Source organism: Mycobacterium angelicum (assembly GCF_002086155.1).
Taxonomy (GTDB): Bacteria; Actinomycetota; Actinomycetes; order Mycobacteriales; family Mycobacteriaceae; genus Mycobacterium; species Mycobacterium angelicum.
The window spans coordinates 39,414-54,551 of record NZ_MVHE01000025.1 but is presented as its reverse complement, the minus strand read 5'-3'; the positions used below and the strand labels follow the sequence as shown (position 1 = coordinate 54,551).

The following is a 15,138-nucleotide window of genomic DNA, read 5'->3' as shown; positions in this document are numbered from 1 at the left end:
GGGAAGTGTCCGTCACAGACTACTGGGCCGTGCGGTTTCGCAGTCTGTCCATGACGCCGCGCACCACGTGCTCGGTGGCCGACAGCGGTGTCATCACCGTTTCACCCAGGCCCACGATGTAGTCGATCCGCTCGACGATCGCCTCCACCGGTTCGACCAGCACGATGAGCCGCTTCGCGAGATTGTCCAGGCTTTGCAACGTGCCCTCGAGATGATCCAGGCCGCCCTCGAGGCGCTCGACCGTCGCGTTGAGGGCCGCCAGCGAGCTGTTCAGCTCGATCATGGTTTTGCCCAGGCCGTCCAGGACGTCTTCGACCTGCTCCACCGTGCGGTCGGCGTTCAATGCCGCCTGGGTGAGGGTCTTCACGCGGCTTCGCACGGGCGTGCTGCGCGCGGATGTGCTGCGCGTGGTCTTGTCTGCCATGAGGGTCATTATGACCCGTCCGCGGTTAGCCAGGAAGCTTGGCCGCGGCGTCCGCGTCCAACAGCCACAGCGTGTTCTCGCGCCCGACGGCTCCGGCGGCCGGCAGTGAAACCGGGTCGGCGCCGCCGACGGCGGCGGCCACCGCGTCGGCCTTACCCGCCCCCGACACCAGCAGCCACACCGCGCGGGACCGCCGAACCGCGGGCAGCGTCAAGGTGATTCGTTGGGCTGGCGGCTTGGGGGAGTCTTCTACCGCAACCACCAACCGGGTGGTCTCACGCACCGCCGCGGCGTCCGGGAACAACGAGTTGATGTGGCCCTCGGGACCCATACCCAGCAGGTGCACATCGAAATCTGGTGCCGGATTGCCCGGCTCCGCGTTGGCGGCCAGCACCTGCTCGTAGGCCAGGGCCGCGGCATCTATGTCGGTGCCGAATTCGCCGTCGCTGGAGGACATGGGATGCACCTGACTCGACGGGATATCGATGTGATCGAGCAACGCCGCACACGCCTGCTTCTCGTTGCGTTCGTCGTCGTCCTCGGATACGTACCGCTCGTCGCCCCAGAACAGATGTACCTTGGACCAGTCGACCCGTGATCCCTGGTCCGCGAGGTAGCTCATCAGGGCGTTGCCGTTGCCTCCTCCGGTGAGGACGATCAACGCACGGCCCCGCGCGGCAACGGCGGCGCCGATCGCGTCGATCAGACGGTTGCCGGCAGCCTCGACCAAGGCCTTGGCGTCTGGAAAGGTTTCGATGTCGGTGCTCACACGTACTGCACCTTCTTGATGCCTTCCAGCGCGGCGAAGTAGATTTCGTCTGGATCCAGCCGGCGCAGGTCTTCGGCCAGGCACTCACCAGTTACCCTGCGCGCCAACGGAACCAGGGCATCCGGCCGCGCCGTCCGGCTCAGGGTGGCCGTCCGGCCCTCCTGCGGCCGGCTCAGCACAATCGTCTCGCTCTTGCGCTCCAACTCGACTTTCAGTTCGCCCACCGCGCGGCGCACCGGGCCGTCGATCCGGCTGGCCAGCCAGCCAGCCAGGATGTCAAGTGCCGGTTCGGATCTCAGGCCGGATACCAGTGCCGAATTGATCGGCTCGTGCGGCGGCTGGTCTACCGCCGACGTCAGGAGTGCTCGCCAGTAGGTGATGCGGCTCCATGCCAGGTCGGTGTCGCCGGCCGTGTAGCCGGGTAGCCGGCTCTTGATGGCCGACAGTGGGTCGACGCCGTTGGTGGCGTCAGTGATGCGCCGAATCGCCAACTTGCCCAACGGGTCCTGGGCCGGCACCGCCGGTGCGATGTCCGGCCACCAGGCCACCACCGGGATGTCGGGCAGCAGGAAAGGGGTGACGACGCTGTCGGCGTGGCCGGCCAGCGGACCCGAAAGCCGCAGCACCACAACCTCTCCGGCACCGGCGTCCGCGCCCACGCGCAGTTGCGCGTCGAGCCGGGCCTCGTCGGCGTATGGGTCGCCTCTCATCGTGACGATGATCCGGCTGGGGTGCTCGTGGCTGGCATCGTTGGCCGCTTCGATGGACTCTTCGAGCACGGCGTCGCTGTCCGGCGCGATGATGAGCGTCAGTACCCGGCCCATCGTGACGGCACCGATCTTTTCGCGTAGCTCGTCGAGCTTCTTGTTGACCGCGGTGGTGGTGGTGTCAGGCAGATCGACAATCATCAGCGGCGCTCCTCGTCACGGTCGCCAGTGCTCATGGCCGCCGCCATTCCCGGCCGGTGCGCCGCAGCATCTCGAACGCCGACTCCGGCCCCCAGGTGCCCGCCTCGTAGGGGTCGGGCTTGCCGTGTGAAGCCCAGAAATCAAGGGCGGGATCGAGTATCTCCCAAGCCAATTCGACCTCCGCGTTGACCGGAAACAACGACGGCTCGCCGAGCAGCACGTCAAGTATCAGCCGCTCGTAGGCCTCTGGCGAATCCTCGGCGAACGCCGAGCCGTAAGAGAAGTCCATGTTGACGTCGCGGACTTCCATCGCGCTGCCGGGCACCTTGGAGCCGAACCGCAACGTGATCCCCTCATCGGGCTGCACCCGGATGACCATGGCGTTGGTGCCCAGCTCATCGGTCATGGTGGCGTCGAAGGGCAGATGCGGGGCACGCTTGAAAACCAGGGCGATCTCGGTCACCCTGCGGCCCAAGCGTTTTCCGGTACGCAGATAGAACGGAACCCCCGCCCAGCGGCGGGTGTCGACCTCCAGGGTGATGGCCGCGAACGTCTCGGTGGTGGAGTCCTCGGCGAACCCCTCCTCGTCCAGCAGGCCGACGACTTTCTCCCCGCCCTGCCAGCCGGCGGCGTATTGCCCGCGGCTGGTGGTTTCGTCGAGTGGCTCGGCGAGCTGAGTCGCCGAAAGCACCTTGATCTTCTCGGCCTGCAACGCCGACGGTTTGAAGCTGACCGGCTCTTCCATGGCCGTCAGCGCCAGCAGCTGCATCAGGTGGTTCTGGATGACATCGCGCGCCGCGCCGATGCCGTCGTAGTAGCCGGCCCGGCCGCCCAGCCCGATGTCTTCGGCCATGGTGATCTGCACGTGATCGACGTAATGCGCGTTCCAGATCGGGTCGAACAACTGGTTGGCGAACCGCAGTGCCAGGATGTTCTGCACCGTCTCTTTGCCCAGGTAGTGGTCGATCCGGAAGACCGCTTCCTCCGGAAATACCGCATTGACCGCCTTGTTCAAGTCGCGGGCGCTGTCCAGGTCGTGACCGAACGGCTTCTCGATAACCACCCGGCTCCACCTGTCGCCCTGCGGCCGGGCCAGTCCCGATTTGTGCAGCTGTTCACACACCACCGGAAAAGATTTCGGCGGGATCGCCAGATAGAAGGCGTGGTTGCCGCCGGTGCCACGTTCAGCGTCCAGCTTTTCCAGCGTCTCGGCGAGCCGGGCGTACGCCTGGTCGTCGTCGAATGAGCCTGGTACGAAACGAAACCCCTCGGCCAGCCGATCCCAGTTCTCCTGCCGAAACGGCGTGCGGCAGTGCTCCTTGACGGCCTGGTAGACCACCGTGGCGAAATCCTGGGTCTCCCAGTCCCGCCGGGCGAATCCCACCAGAGCGAAGGTGGGTGGCAGTAGGCCCCGGTTGGCCAGGTCATAGACCGCGGGCATCACCTTCTTGCGAGCCAGGTCGCCGGTGACGCCGAAAATCACCATGCCGCACGAGCCGGCGATTCTGGGCAGCCGCTTATCCAGCTTGTCCCGCAACGGGTTGTGCCACTGGGCGGTGTTAGAACTACGGGCAGCTGCGGCGTTCATTTGGTGGCGGAATCGAGCTGCGCCTGGGTCTCCTCGAGCAGCTCGTTCCACGACGCCTCAAATTTCTCCACGCCTTCGTTCTCGAGCACGATGAACACGTCGCGCAGGTCGACGCCGACCGCCTCGAGCTTGTCGAACACCTGCTGGGCATCCGAACCGGTGCCGCTGACGGTGTCACCGGTGACCACACCGTGGTCGGCGACGGCGTCAATCGTCTTCTCCGGCATGGTGTTCACCGTGTGGGGCGCGACCAGCTCGGTGACGTAGAGGGTGTCGGAATAGTCCGGGTTCTTGACGCCGGTCGATGCCCACAGTGGTCGCTGCACCCGGGCCCCGTCTGCTTTGAGCGCCTGGTAGCGATCGCCACCTTCGAAGACTTCCTGGTAAGCCGCATAGGCCAGCCGGGCGTTGGCGACACCGGCTTGTCCGCGCAGCGCCAGCGCCTCCTGCGAGGCATTGCGTTCCAGCCGCTTGTCGACCTCGGTGTCCACGCGCGAGACGAAAAACGATGCCACCGAATGGATCTTGGACAGGTCGTGGCCTGCTTCGCGTGCTTTCTCCAAACCGGCCAGGTAAGCGTCCATCACCGCCCGATGCCGCTCGACGGAGAAGATCAGCGTGACGTTGACCGAAATCCCTTCCGCCAGAACCGAAGTGATGGCCGGCAGGCCGGCCTCGGTGGCCGGGATCTTGATGAACAGGTTGGGCCGGTCGACGATCTTCCACAGCTCGATCGCTTGCTGGACGGTCTTGTCGGTGTCGTGCGCCAGCCGCGGGTCGACCTCGATCGAAACCCGGCCGTCGACCCCGTCGGAGGACTCCCACTGCGGCCGCAAGACGTCACAGGCGTTGCGCACGTCGTCGGTGGTGACGGTGCGAATCGTGGCGTCCACGTCGGCACCGCGCTCGGCCAGTTCGGAGACCTGGTCGTTGTATACGTCGCTATCGGCGAGTGCCTTCTGGAAGATCGACGGGTTGGTGGTCACCCCGACGACACTCTTGGTGTCGATCAGTTCTTGCAGGTTTCCGGATTTGATCCGGTGCCGCGATAAGTCGTCCAGCCAAACCGATACCCCCGCGGCGCTCAACGCGGCAAGGTTGGGGTTCTGGGTCATCTCAATCACCTTTTCTCAGTTATCGAGTGCTTCTTCCGCGGCGTCAGCAACGGCTTCGGCTGTGAAGCCGTACTCGCGGAACAAAGTCTTGTAATCGGCCGACTCGCCGTAGTGCTCGATCGACACGATCTTGCCGGTGTCGCCGACCAGCTTGTGCCAGGACTGCGCAACTCCGGCTTCGACGGCCACCCGGGCCGACACGTCCGGCGGTAGCACGCTGTCGCGGTAGTCCTGCGGTTGAGATTCAAACCACTCGAGACAGGGCATGGACACCACGTACGCAATGATGTCCTTGTCCGCCAACAGCTTCCGCGCCTCGACCGCGAGCTGGACCTCGGAGCCGGTGGCGATGATGATCACGTCTGCGTCGTCGGACGGGTTGCCACCGCCCAAGACGTAGCCGCCGCGGGCCACCCCGTCGGCGTTCGTGCCCTCCAGCACCGGCACACCCTGGCGGGTCAGAATCAACCCGACCGGCCCACTTCCGTTGCCGCGGGCCAGGATTGTCCGCCAAGCGTACGCCGTCTCGTTGGCGTCGGCCGGCCGGACCACCGACAGGTTGGGGATGGCGCGCAGCGCCGCAAGGTGCTCGATCGGCTGGTGGGTAGGGCCGTCCTCGCCCAAGCCGACCGAGTCGTGCGTCCACACATAGATGGTGTCGATGTCCATCAGCGACGCCAGGCGCACCGCCGGACGCATGTAGTCGGAGAACTGCAGGAACGTGCCGCCGTAGGCGCGGGTGGGGCCGTGCAGCACGATGCCGGACAAAATGGCGCCCATCGCGTGTTCGCGAACCCCGAAGTGCAGCGTGCGACCGTACCAGCTCGCGTTGTAGTCCTTGGTCGAAATCGACGGCGGGCCAAAGGAATCCACGCCCTTCATGGTGGTGTTGTTGCTGCCCGCCAGGTCGGCCGAGCCACCCCACAACTCGGGCAGCTTCGGTCCCACCGCGGACAGCACTTCACCGGATGCGGCGCGGGTGGCCAGCGCCTTTGATCCCGGTTCCCAACTCGGCAGGTCGGCGTCCCAGCCGTCGGGCAGCTCTTCGGCCGTCAGCCGATCCAGCAGCGCCTTGCGCTCCGGTTCGCGTTGCGCCCAGGCGTCGAACTCCGACTGCCATTTCTCGTGCGCTTCGCTGCCCCGGTCCACCAGCTTGCGGGTGTGCGCGATCACCTCGTCGCGCACCTCGAAATTCTTGGCCGGGTCGAAGCCGAGGATCTTCTTGACTTCAGCCACCTCTTCGTCACCCAGCGCCGCGCCGTGCGCCTTGCCGGTGTTCATCAGGTTGGGCGCCGGAAAGCCGATGATCGTGCGCAGCGAGATGAACGACGGCCGGCCGGTTTCCGCCAGTGCATTGGCGATGGCCTCCTCGATGCCGACGACGTTTTCGCCGCCCTCGACCTCCTGGACGTGCCAGCCGTAGGCGCGGTAGCGGGCGGCGGTGTCCTCACACAGCGCGATGTCGGTGTCGTCTTCGATCGAGATCTGGTTGTGGTCGTAGAACACGATCAGATTGCCCAGCTGCTGGACCGCGGCCAGCGACGACGCCTCGGAGGTCACCCCCTCTTCGATGTCGCCGTCGGAGGCGATCACATAGATGTGGTGATCGAACGGGCTGGTCCCGGGTTCTGCGTCCGGGTCGAACAGGCCGCGTTCGTAGCGTGCCGCCATCGCCATGCCTACCGCCGACGCCAACCCTTGGCCGAGTGGGCCGGTGGTGATCTCGACTCCCTTGGTGTGCCGGAACTCCGGGTGGCCCGGGGTCTTGGAGCCCCAGGTGCGCAGTGCCTCGATGTCGGACAGTTCCAGACCGAAGCCACCGAGATAAAGCTGCAGGTACAGGGTCAGGCTGCTGTGACCGCAAGAGAGCACGAACCGGTCGCGGCCCAGCCAGTGCGGGTCGCTGGGATCGTGGCGCATGGCGCGCTGGAACAGCGTGTAGGCCAGCGGCGCCAGGCTCATCGCCGTTCCCGGGTGACCGTTACCGACCTTTTGTACGGCGTCGGCGGCCAGCACCCGGATGGTGTCGACCGCAGCCGAATCGATCTCGGTCCAGTCGTCGGGATGGCGCGGGTGAGTTAACGCGGAGATCTCTTCGAGTGTGGTCACTAAATTCAGTCCTCAGTCCTAAGGTCCGGAGTCATCAAACTGATCAATCCCACCCTAGTCCGGCGACGATGCGGGCAGGTTGCCCGCATGAGGAGCCGGACGATTTAACCCTAGTGCGGGATTGCGGGTCGCTGCAGGCCCAGATAGGGGGTACCCATCGGAGTCCCCGTGAAAAGTAACCTGCCGGCCACCGGCGCTTTGCATCAGTGCCGGAATGCGGAAAAATCTCTGCCGAATCGACCCTGCGGCGCCGAGGCCGGGGTCATGCCGTCTACCATCGTGCGTAGTAGAAGCTGCGCGCGGCTGCGATCCCCGAGGAGTTAATGCGTGAGCGTTCGCGGGCGCGTCGCGCCGGGCCGAATGACTAGTACGGTCCTGGCATACCTGGCGTTGACCAAGCCGCGCGTGATTGAGCTGCTCTTAGTCACCGCGATACCGGCCATGCTGCTCGCCCACCGGGGCGCCGTTCAGCCACTGCTGATCCTCAACACGCTGATCGGCGGAATGATGGCGGCCGCGGGCGCCAACACGCTCAACTGTGTCGCCGACGCCGATATCGACAAGGTGATGAAGCGAACCGCGCGACGGCCGCTGGCCCGCGCCGCGGTGCCGACGAGAAACGCCCTGGTGCTGGGCCTGGTGCTGAGCGTCGGCTCCTTCTTCTGGCTGTGGTGGACCACCAACCTGTTGTCCGGGCTGCTGGCCGTGGCGACGGTCGCGTTTTATGTGTTCGTCTACACGCTGCTGCTCAAGCGGCGCACCTCGCAAAACGTGGTGTGGGGCGGCGCGGCGGGCTGCATGCCGGTGATGATCGGGTGGTCGGCCATCACCGGGACGATCACCTGGCCGGCGCTGGTGATGTTCGCGATCATCTTCTTCTGGACTCCGCCGCACACCTGGGCGTTGGCCATGCGGTACAAGGAGGACTACAAAGCGGCCGGCGTGCCGATGCTGCCGGCCGTGGCCACCGAACGTCAGGTCACCAAGCACATCCTGATCTACACCTGGCTGACCGTGGCAGCGACACTGGTGCTGACGCTGGCCACCGGCTGGCTGTACGCCGTCGTGGCGCTGTTGGGCGGGGTGTGGTTCCTGGCGATGGCTCACCAGCTTTACGCCGGGGTTCGCGCCGGCGAGCCGGTGAAGCCGCTGCGGCTGTTTCTGCAGTCCAACAACTACCTCGCGTTGGTGTTCTGCGCGTTGGCGGTTGACTCCGCGATCGCGTTACCGACGCTGTTCTGAGGCCGCTCGCGCTAGATGCGGCGCGTAGCTGCGGCGCCGTGTGACGTAGGAAGCGGCTAATCGTCAAAATTTCGCTGGATCTCACCTGGACCAGCCGCATTCATCCGCTGCACAGGGTTTGCTCAACGTCTCTGAGCCATCGTCTGGCGTACCAACACGCCGACCGAGAGGTTCCTAGCCATGACCTACCTGACCGTCACTGCGGATCTGCTGGCAACGGCGGCAACCGAACTGGCGGGTGTCGGTTCGTCGATCGATGCCGCCAATCTGGAGGCGGTGGTACCGACAACCGAGGTGGCGGCTGCTGCCGCTGATGAGGTGTCGTCGGCACTCGCCGAGTTGTTCATCGCGAACGCGTGGGCGTATCACCAGGTCAGTGCGCAGGCAGCGCAATTTCATGAAGATTTCGTGCGGGCACTGGGCGCCGGAGCTGGCGCCTATGCGGCGGCCGAGGCCGCCAACGCCGACCCGCTGCAGCTGCTGTTGAGCGCGATCAATGCGCCTACCCAGGCGTTGCTGGGTCGCCCGCTCATCGGCGATGGCGCTGACGGAGCGCCGGGGCACAACGGCGGAGATGGCGGCTTGCTGTTCGGCAATGGCGGTAACGGCGGAAACGCCGCCACCGCCACCGGGAGCGCGGGCAACGGTGGCAACGCCGGGTTGATCGGCAACGGTGGGCGTGGTGGGGCCGGCGCCAGCGGTTCGACCGGCGGCGCCGGAAGTCGGGGTGGAACTGGTGGGTTACTGGTCGGCAATGGCGGGAGTGGCGGAGCAGGTGGCGGTGGCACCGACCTCCATTCCACGAGTGGCGCAGGCGGTGCCGGTGGAGATTCCATCGGGCTGTTCGGCCGCGGCGGCGCGGGCGGAGCCGGAGGCATCGGCATAGTCACCTCAGGACTCGGCGGACACGGAGGCACCGGTGGATTGATCGGTAACGGCGGCGCAGGCGGCGACAGCATCTGGAATTCCGGCGGCGACGGTGGCAACGCTCGCCTGATCGGCAACGGCGGCGCGGGCGGTATGCAAATTTTCGGTGGATCTGGCAACGGGGGACATGGCGGCAACGGCGGTCTGCTGTGGGGCAACGGTGGCGACGGCGGCTACAACATCGGGATGCCCTACGGTGCGGGCACACCGGGTACGGCCGGCAATGGCGGGGACGCCATCGGGCTTTTCGGCCATGGCGGCAACGGCGGCAGCGTCGGCATCAAAATCGCAACGGCGGGCAACGGCGGCAGAGGAGGATTGCTGTTCGGCGACGGCGGTAACGGCGGCACTGGCGCCTTCGGCGGTGACGGCGGCAATGGCGGCGACGCCGTCGGATTGTTCGGCAACGGTGGAGCCGGCGGAACGGGCGGTATCGGATTCAGTGGCGCCGGTGGAAACGGCGGCCATGGTGGGACGAGTGGCCTGTTCGGCACCGGCGGTGCCGGTGGCTGCGGTGGCGTCAGCGGCAGCGGTACGCCCAGCGCGGGCGGCAACGGGGGTGACGCGCGGTGGTTCGGTCAAGGAGGTTCCGGTGGTGCCGGCGAGGGCGGTGGCCCGAGCGGCGTTGCGGGCAAGACCGCCAGCCCGGTCGACGCGGCACTTCGTGCCATCAACGCCCCTACTCAGGCGATGTTGGACCGTCCGCTCATCGGAAACGGGGCCGATGGAGCGCCGGGACACAACGGCCAAGACGGCGGACTGTTGTTTGGCAACGGTGGCAACGGCGGCAACGGCACCGCGGCCAACCCCGCTGCCGGAAACGGCGGCAATGCCGGGTTGATCGGAAACGGTGGCCAAGGCGGCACGGGCGGGTCTGGCGCCATCGCCTGGAGCGGTGGTCGCGGCGGCACCGGTGGCTGGCTGCTCGGAAACGGTGGTCACGGGGGGGCCGGCGGGTTCGGGACCTCGCCAGACATCACCGGCAATAGCGCGGGCGGCGCGGGCGGCGCGGGCGGCGACGCCATCGGGATGTTCGGCGCCGGCGGAGCCGGCGGTTCCGGCGGGTGCTCCGCGAACGGAGTCAGCGGCGTCGGCGGCTGCGGTGGTATCGCTGGGGTGATCGGTAACGGTGGTTCCGGCGGCGACACCATCGGAAGCGTGGGCGACCAGGAAAGCGGCGGCCGCGGCGGGAATGCTCGGCTGATCGGGAACGGCGGCGCTGGCGGCGCGTTGATTTTGGGCGGATCGGGCAATGGGGGCGATGGCGGAAACGGCGGGTTGCTGTTCGGCGATGGTGGTGATGGTGGCTACACCGCGGGGCTCGACTTCGGGCCGGGGCCCGGGCACGGTGGGCACGGCGGAGATGCGATCGGCTTGTTCGGCAATGGCGGTGACGGCGGCAAAATCGCTCTTGGGCCAGGTGGCGACGGCGGTCGGGGCGGGTGGCTCATCGGCAATGGCGGCCACGGCGGGGTCGCCCTCTATTCCGGCACCAACGGTGGCGGCGGCAAGGGCGGCAGTCTGCTAGGCGAGAACGGCTAAGGCAGCAAGACCACCGAACCGGTGGTTTTGCGGCCCTGCAGATCCTGGTGGGCCTGGGCGGCGTCGGCTAGTGGGTACCGTCCGCCGACTTCGATGGTGACGGCGCCGCTACCGATAGCGTCGAACAATTCCTTTGCCCGCCAACCGAACTCGTCGGCGGTGCGAATGAAGTGGACCAGCGACGGGCGAGTCAGGTATACCGAGCCGGCCGCGTTGAGGCGTTGCGGATCGAACGGTGGAACCGCCCCGCTGGAGGCGCCGAACAGCGCCAGCGTGCCGCGCACCGCCAGGCTGGCCAGGCTGGCGTCGAAGGTAGTGGCCCCCACGCCGTCGTACACGGCTTGCACACCGGCGCCTCCGGTGAGCTCACGGATCTTGCCGCCGAACTGTGCGGCGTCCTCGGGGTAGGACAGCACTTCGGCGGCGCCGGCCTGGCGGGACAGTCGTTCCTTCTCGGCGGTCGAGACGGTGGTGATGACTCGCACGCCCAGGTGAGTGGCCCACTGAGTGAGGATGAGCCCGACGCCGCCGGCGCCGGCGTGCACCAGCACCGTGTCACCACTTTGCACGGGATACACCGACTTCAGCAGGTAATGCGCAGTAAGCCCCTTGAGCAGTACCGAGGCCGCCACCTCGGAACTGACGTTGCCCGGTACCTTGGCGGTCAAAAAGGCTGGGGCGGTGGCGAATTCGGCATATCCGCCGTTCGCTGAGGCGCTGACCACCCGGTCGCCCACGTCGAAGCCTGCCACGCCGTCACCTACTGCCGCCACGGTGCCGCACACCTCGGAGCCGATGACGAAGGGCAGCTCTCGCGGATATTGGCCCGAGCGGAAGTAGGTGTCGATGAAGTTGACGCCAATAGCCTCGGCCTTGATCAGCAGCTCGCCGTGGCCGGGCTCGGGCTGTGGCCTCCCCACGTAGCGCAGAACCTCGGGACCGCCGGTTTCGGTGACTTCGATTGCGTGCACCTGGCTATCATGCCCGAGCATGAAGCTCGCCCGCCCGGACGTCTTCCACCCGCGCATCGTGTTGGCGGGTTGGCCAGGGCAAGTCGCTGGTGACGGCGACGACGCCGGTCTCGTCGGCGCCCTGCGTCGGCGCGGACTGCATGCGCGTTGGCTGTCCTGGGACGACCCGGAGACCGAGCGCGCCCACCTGGTGATCCTGCGGGCGCCCCGCGATTACGCGGCGCGGCTCGAGGAATTCCTAACCTGGAGCACCGGCGTGCAGAGTCTGCTGAACGCGCCCGCCGTCGTCGCCTGGAACGCCAACCGGCGCTACCTGGCCGATCTCGCGGCACGGGGAGTGCCCGCGGTGCCCGCCGAGGTGTACGCGCCGGGGCGGCCGCTTCGGCTGCCCAGCGCCGGCCCTCTCTTTGTCGGCCCTCAAATCGGCACTGGCACGAGGCGTTTCAGTGACCGGTCCGCAGCCGCGGCCCACATCGCCGATTTGCAGGATGCCGGCCACCGGGTTTCGGTGCAGACTGGTTCGGGTTCTGAGACGGTGTTGGTTTTCCTCGGCGGCACGCCGTCGCACGCGTTTGTCGCCCAGGAAGATGTGCTGCGTCAGGGCGAGGCCGACTTCGAGCTCTGGGATGTGGGGACCGCAGCGCTGGCCGCCGCGGCCATCCAGGCGGGCGTGCGTGTCGAGGAGTTGCTGTACGCGCGAGTGCATCTCGTCGGCGACAGATTGCTGGAACTGCAGTTGGTGGATCCGTCGCTGGGCTGGCGGCGACTGGACTCACGCGCGCGCGATCTGGCCCAGCGGGAGTTCGCGCTGTCTGTCGAATCCGCTTTGGAGCGGCTGGACCTCGGTCCGTTCTCGCGTCGATACGGCTTCGGCGATTAGGCGTGCGTGCGCAGGAAACCGCCCCAAATCTCCCAGATCGAGCGATGGTCGGACGGGTTCTGGGTAGCGATGTTGTGGTGTGTGACTGCTAACCCTTTGGGGCTTCCGGTGGCGACCGTTGGATACAGGATGTAGGCGACGTTGTCAGGGTTGGGATGGGGGAGTGCATGGGTGGGGTAGGAGGTGTTGATGACCGGGTCATTGATATCGATGACGGGCAGGTCGTGGTGGGCCAGCCGGCCGGCCTGGGTCGTGACGGTGATAGCCGCTTTGGGAGCCGCGTCGTCGAGCAGGAATGCAACCTCGGCATCCGAAAGTGCCGGGTCGATGGGCAGGTAGGTCGCACCGGTTTTCAGCACCGCCAGCATCGCGATGATTGCCTGAGCCGACGGTTCGAACATCAAAGCGACCACAGCGCCAGGGCCGGCGTTGTGTGCGGCGACGAGATGGGCGAGTCGGTTGGCAGCTTCCTCGAGCTCGCGGTAGGTCCATGAGGTGCCGTTGGAGACCAGCGCGATCGCCTCGGGAGCGCGAGCCACTTGCTCGCTGAACGACTGCGGAACCGACACTGCCGGGGCAGTCCGGTCGGTGCTATTGGAAAAGTCCGTCTGCTGTGCCAGCCACACACCCAACTGCGTTCGCGCCAGCGGAACAGCCCGCTCGTCAAGTGCCGTCTGATTCATCGCTAATAGATTGACGCTCATGGGTGTTCCTGACCTCATGGCCGCACACGACGGCTGGTGGAGTGAAGTTGGCCATAACCAGTCTCGCCCTACGATCGGCGGAAATGTATCCGCTAGCCGTAGCTAGTTGGAGTCCACCGTTCGGCGGAACGGTTGTCCCCCTAAGGCGGGCGTCAGGCTGGGTTTAATTCGCCGGCTTCCCTATGTCGCATAGATGCCCACAGCGCCGCGGTGGCCGCCGTACAGGCGGCGGCGCCGGCAACGTGTACCGCGACCAAGGCGGCCGGCACACCGGTGTAGAACTGGGCGGTGCCGACCGCGGCCTGCGCGGCAACCAAGGCGAGCAGCACGGCGAGCCGGACCCTGGTCGCCCGGGCGGCGTGCACCGCCAGTAGCCCGAATCCCAGCCCGACCAGCAGTGCGAAATAGGAAACCAGCAGCGACGAGTGCAGGTGCACCAGCGTGGTGATCTCGATCATCAGGCGTGGCACGGTTCGGCTGGGGCTCTTGTCACCCGCGTGCGGGCCGGCCGCAGTCACCAGCGTGCCCGTCACCAGGACCGCGGCCAGATTGACCGCGCTCAGCGCCGTCAGCACCCGCAGCGGCTTGGCTGCCCGCTCATGCACAACTCCGTCGTCGGGCTCGCCGACCTTCACGTAGAGCAGCACCGACAGCCACACCATCGTCATCGAGGCCAGCAGATGGATGGCGACCGTCCACCACAGCAGTCCCGTGCGCACGGTGATGCCACCGATGATCGCCTGCACCACCGTCGAGGCCGGCATCAGCCACGCATAGACCAGGACCTCGGTGCGGCGCCGGGCCCGGGTGACGGCCAGCACGGCCAGCGCCGCGGTGATGACCACCGCGAATGTGACCATGCGGTTGCCGAACTCGACGGCTTGGTGGATGCGCGGTACTTCGGCGACGGCCACGGGTGTGAAGCTGCCCGGGAAACACTGCGGCCAAGTCGGGCAGCCCAGACCCGAGGCGGTGACCCGTACGATCGCGCCCGTGACGGCGATACCGCCCTGGGTCAGGATGACGGCCGCGGCTACGATTCGCTGGACGCGCAGGCTCGGGTTGGGGAGCAGGTCCACCAACCGCAGCAGTACTCGTCCGACGGGCACCGCCCGATCGTAACGACAACTACGTCACGTAGTAGAAGCGGGCGTCGCGACGAGTTATAAACGAGGCACACCCGCGTCGGCGTGTCGTGTGCCTCGGTTATGTGTCGCGAACAGCAGTCAACCGACTCAGGTGAACCGGAACCAGCGCCGCGCGGCCAGCGTCGCCAGCGCGCCCCACACCGCCAGGACGACGATCCCGAACCAATCCACCGACAGGATCATCGCCTGCGACAGCGCCTCGGTCAGTGCGCCCGACGGCGTCAACCGGGAAAGCCACTTGACCGAGGCCGGGATCATGTCGGTCTCGAGCGTCAGGGCGCCGAACCCGGCGAAGACGAACCACATCAGGTTGGCGACGGCCAGGACGATCTCGGCGCGCAACGTGCCGCCGAGCAGCAGGCCCAGTGCCGCAAAACCCGCGGTGCCCAGCGCGATGACCACCGCGCCCAACGCCAGTGCCGCCCCCGCCGGCCGCCAACCCAGCGCAAAACCGATGCTGCCCAAGATGATTGCCTGCAGAAATACGACGGCTACCACCGCCAGCGACTTGCCCGCGATGATTCCCCAAACCGGGAGTGGCGTCGCCCCTAGGCGTTTCAGAGCCCCATACCGGCGGTCGAACGCGACCGCTATCGCCTGGCCGGTGAATGCGGTGGACACCACTGCCAGCGCCATGATGACCGGAACGAAAGTGGCGGCGCGGTGCGGTCCGAACGACCCGAGCGGCAGCAGGGTGAGCCCGACCAGCAGTGTGATCGGGATGAACATGGTCAGCAGCAGTTGCTCGCCGTTACGCAGCAGCAGCTTGAGCTCCAAACCGAACTGCGCGGCCAGCATCCTGGGCACCGCA

General features: G+C 66.8%; 13 protein-coding genes. 3 read left to right on the top strand and 10 right to left on the bottom strand.

Translation table 11 applies throughout. The annotated features are described in order from the left end of the window. Positions 1-19 precede the first annotated feature (19 nt). The 6 genes from BST12_RS16145 to tkt are packed head-to-tail and all read right to left on the bottom strand — an operon-like array spanning position 20 to position 6,913. On the bottom strand, positions 20-433 hold the full coding sequence (locus tag BST12_RS16145) for an ATPase (protein ID WP_083114129.1): 414 nt from the start codon (positions 431-433) through the stop codon (positions 20-22). A 16-nt stretch (positions 434-449) separates the two neighbouring features. After that, on the bottom strand, positions 450-1,193 hold the full coding sequence (gene pgl, locus BST12_RS16140) for a 6-phosphogluconolactonase (protein ID WP_083114128.1): 744 nt from the start codon (positions 1,191-1,193) through the stop codon (positions 450-452). Beyond that, positions 1,190-2,101: a glucose-6-phosphate dehydrogenase assembly protein OpcA gene (gene opcA, locus BST12_RS16135; protein ID WP_083114127.1), complete on the bottom strand. Its 912-nt coding sequence runs from the start codon at positions 2,099-2,101 to the stop codon at positions 1,190-1,192. Before opcA ends, pgl begins: the two co-directional genes overlap by 4 nt. Positions 2,102-2,132: 31 nt before the next feature. Beyond that, positions 2,133-3,689, bottom strand: coding sequence for a glucose-6-phosphate dehydrogenase (zwf, locus tag BST12_RS16130; protein WP_083114126.1), 1,557 nt, complete (start codon positions 3,687-3,689; stop codon positions 2,133-2,135). Then, positions 3,686-4,804: a transaldolase gene (gene tal, locus BST12_RS16125; protein WP_083114125.1), complete on the bottom strand. Its 1,119-nt coding sequence runs from the start codon at positions 4,802-4,804 to the stop codon at positions 3,686-3,688. The genes zwf and tal overlap by 4 nt, the downstream gene beginning before the upstream one ends. A gap of 15 nt (positions 4,805-4,819) precedes the next feature. Next, positions 4,820-6,913 (bottom strand): transketolase, encoded by a 2,094-nt coding sequence (gene tkt / locus BST12_RS16120; RefSeq protein WP_083114124.1) that lies wholly within the window; start codon positions 6,911-6,913, stop codon positions 4,820-4,822. A gap of 327 nt (positions 6,914-7,240) precedes the next feature. Between tkt and BST12_RS16115 the strand changes: the two genes are divergently transcribed. Next, positions 7,241-8,155: a heme o synthase gene (locus BST12_RS16115; RefSeq protein WP_083114123.1), complete on the top strand. Its 915-nt coding sequence runs from the start codon at positions 7,241-7,243 to the stop codon at positions 8,153-8,155. Positions 8,156-8,335: 180 nt separating this feature from the next. Beyond that, positions 8,336-10,624, top strand: coding sequence for a PE family protein (locus tag BST12_RS16110; protein WP_083114122.1), 2,289 nt, complete (start codon positions 8,336-8,338; stop codon positions 10,622-10,624). On the opposite strand, the gene BST12_RS16105 is transcribed toward BST12_RS16110, so the two are convergent. Then, positions 10,621-11,595, bottom strand: coding sequence for a quinone oxidoreductase family protein (locus tag BST12_RS16105; RefSeq protein ID WP_083114145.1), 975 nt, complete (start codon positions 11,593-11,595; stop codon positions 10,621-10,623). The genes BST12_RS16110 and BST12_RS16105 overlap by 4 nt on opposite strands. A 19-nt stretch (positions 11,596-11,614) precedes the next feature. Here BST12_RS16105 and BST12_RS16100 point away from each other — a divergent pair, with 19 nt between their 5' ends. Beyond that, positions 11,615-12,475, top strand: a complete 861-nt coding sequence (locus BST12_RS16100; protein ID WP_083114121.1) for an ATP-grasp domain-containing protein — start codon at positions 11,615-11,617, stop codon at positions 12,473-12,475. On the opposite strand, the gene BST12_RS16095 is transcribed toward BST12_RS16100, so the two are convergent. From BST12_RS16095 to BST12_RS16085, 3 genes are all read right to left on the bottom strand, one after another. Further along, a complete protein-coding gene (locus BST12_RS16095; RefSeq protein WP_170062135.1) occupies positions 12,472-13,179 on the bottom strand; it encodes an AMP-binding protein in 708 nt (235 codons plus the stop codon). The genes BST12_RS16100 and BST12_RS16095 overlap by 4 nt on opposite strands. A 152-nt stretch (positions 13,180-13,331) precedes the next feature. Next, positions 13,332-14,261: a COX15/CtaA family protein gene (locus BST12_RS16090; protein ID WP_211281287.1), complete on the bottom strand. Its 930-nt coding sequence runs from the start codon at positions 14,259-14,261 to the stop codon at positions 13,332-13,334. Between the two features lie 153 nt (positions 14,262-14,414). Then, complete coding sequence (locus BST12_RS16085) at positions 14,415-15,125, bottom strand: ABC transporter permease (RefSeq protein ID WP_245850349.1); 711 nt, start codon at positions 15,123-15,125, stop codon at positions 14,415-14,417. Positions 15,126-15,138 lie beyond the last annotated feature (13 nt).

Coding starts and splice junctions, on each gene's coding strand:
- BST12_RS16100 (WP_083114121.1), top strand. CDS start 11,615: ATGAAGCTCGCCCGCCCGGACGTCTTCCACCCGCGCATCGTGTTGGCG.
- BST12_RS16095 (WP_170062135.1), bottom strand. CDS start 13,179: ATGAGCGTCAATCTATTAGCGATGAATCAGACGGCACTTGACGAGCGG.
- zwf (WP_083114126.1), bottom strand. CDS start 3,689: ATGAACGCCGCAGCTGCCCGTAGTTCTAACACCGCCCAGTGGCACAAC.
- BST12_RS16110 (WP_083114122.1), top strand. CDS start 8,336: ATGACCTACCTGACCGTCACTGCGGATCTGCTGGCAACGGCGGCAACC.
- opcA (WP_083114127.1), bottom strand. CDS start 2,101: ATGATTGTCGATCTGCCTGACACCACCACCACCGCGGTCAACAAGAAG.
- BST12_RS16085 (WP_245850349.1), bottom strand. CDS start 15,125: ATGCTGGCCGCGCAGTTCGGTTTGGAGCTCAAGCTGCTGCTGCGTAAC.
- tal (WP_083114125.1), bottom strand. CDS start 4,804: ATGACCCAGAACCCCAACCTTGCCGCGTTGAGCGCCGCGGGGGTATCG.
- BST12_RS16145 (WP_083114129.1), bottom strand. CDS start 433: ATGACCCTCATGGCAGACAAGACCACGCGCAGCACATCCGCGCGCAGC.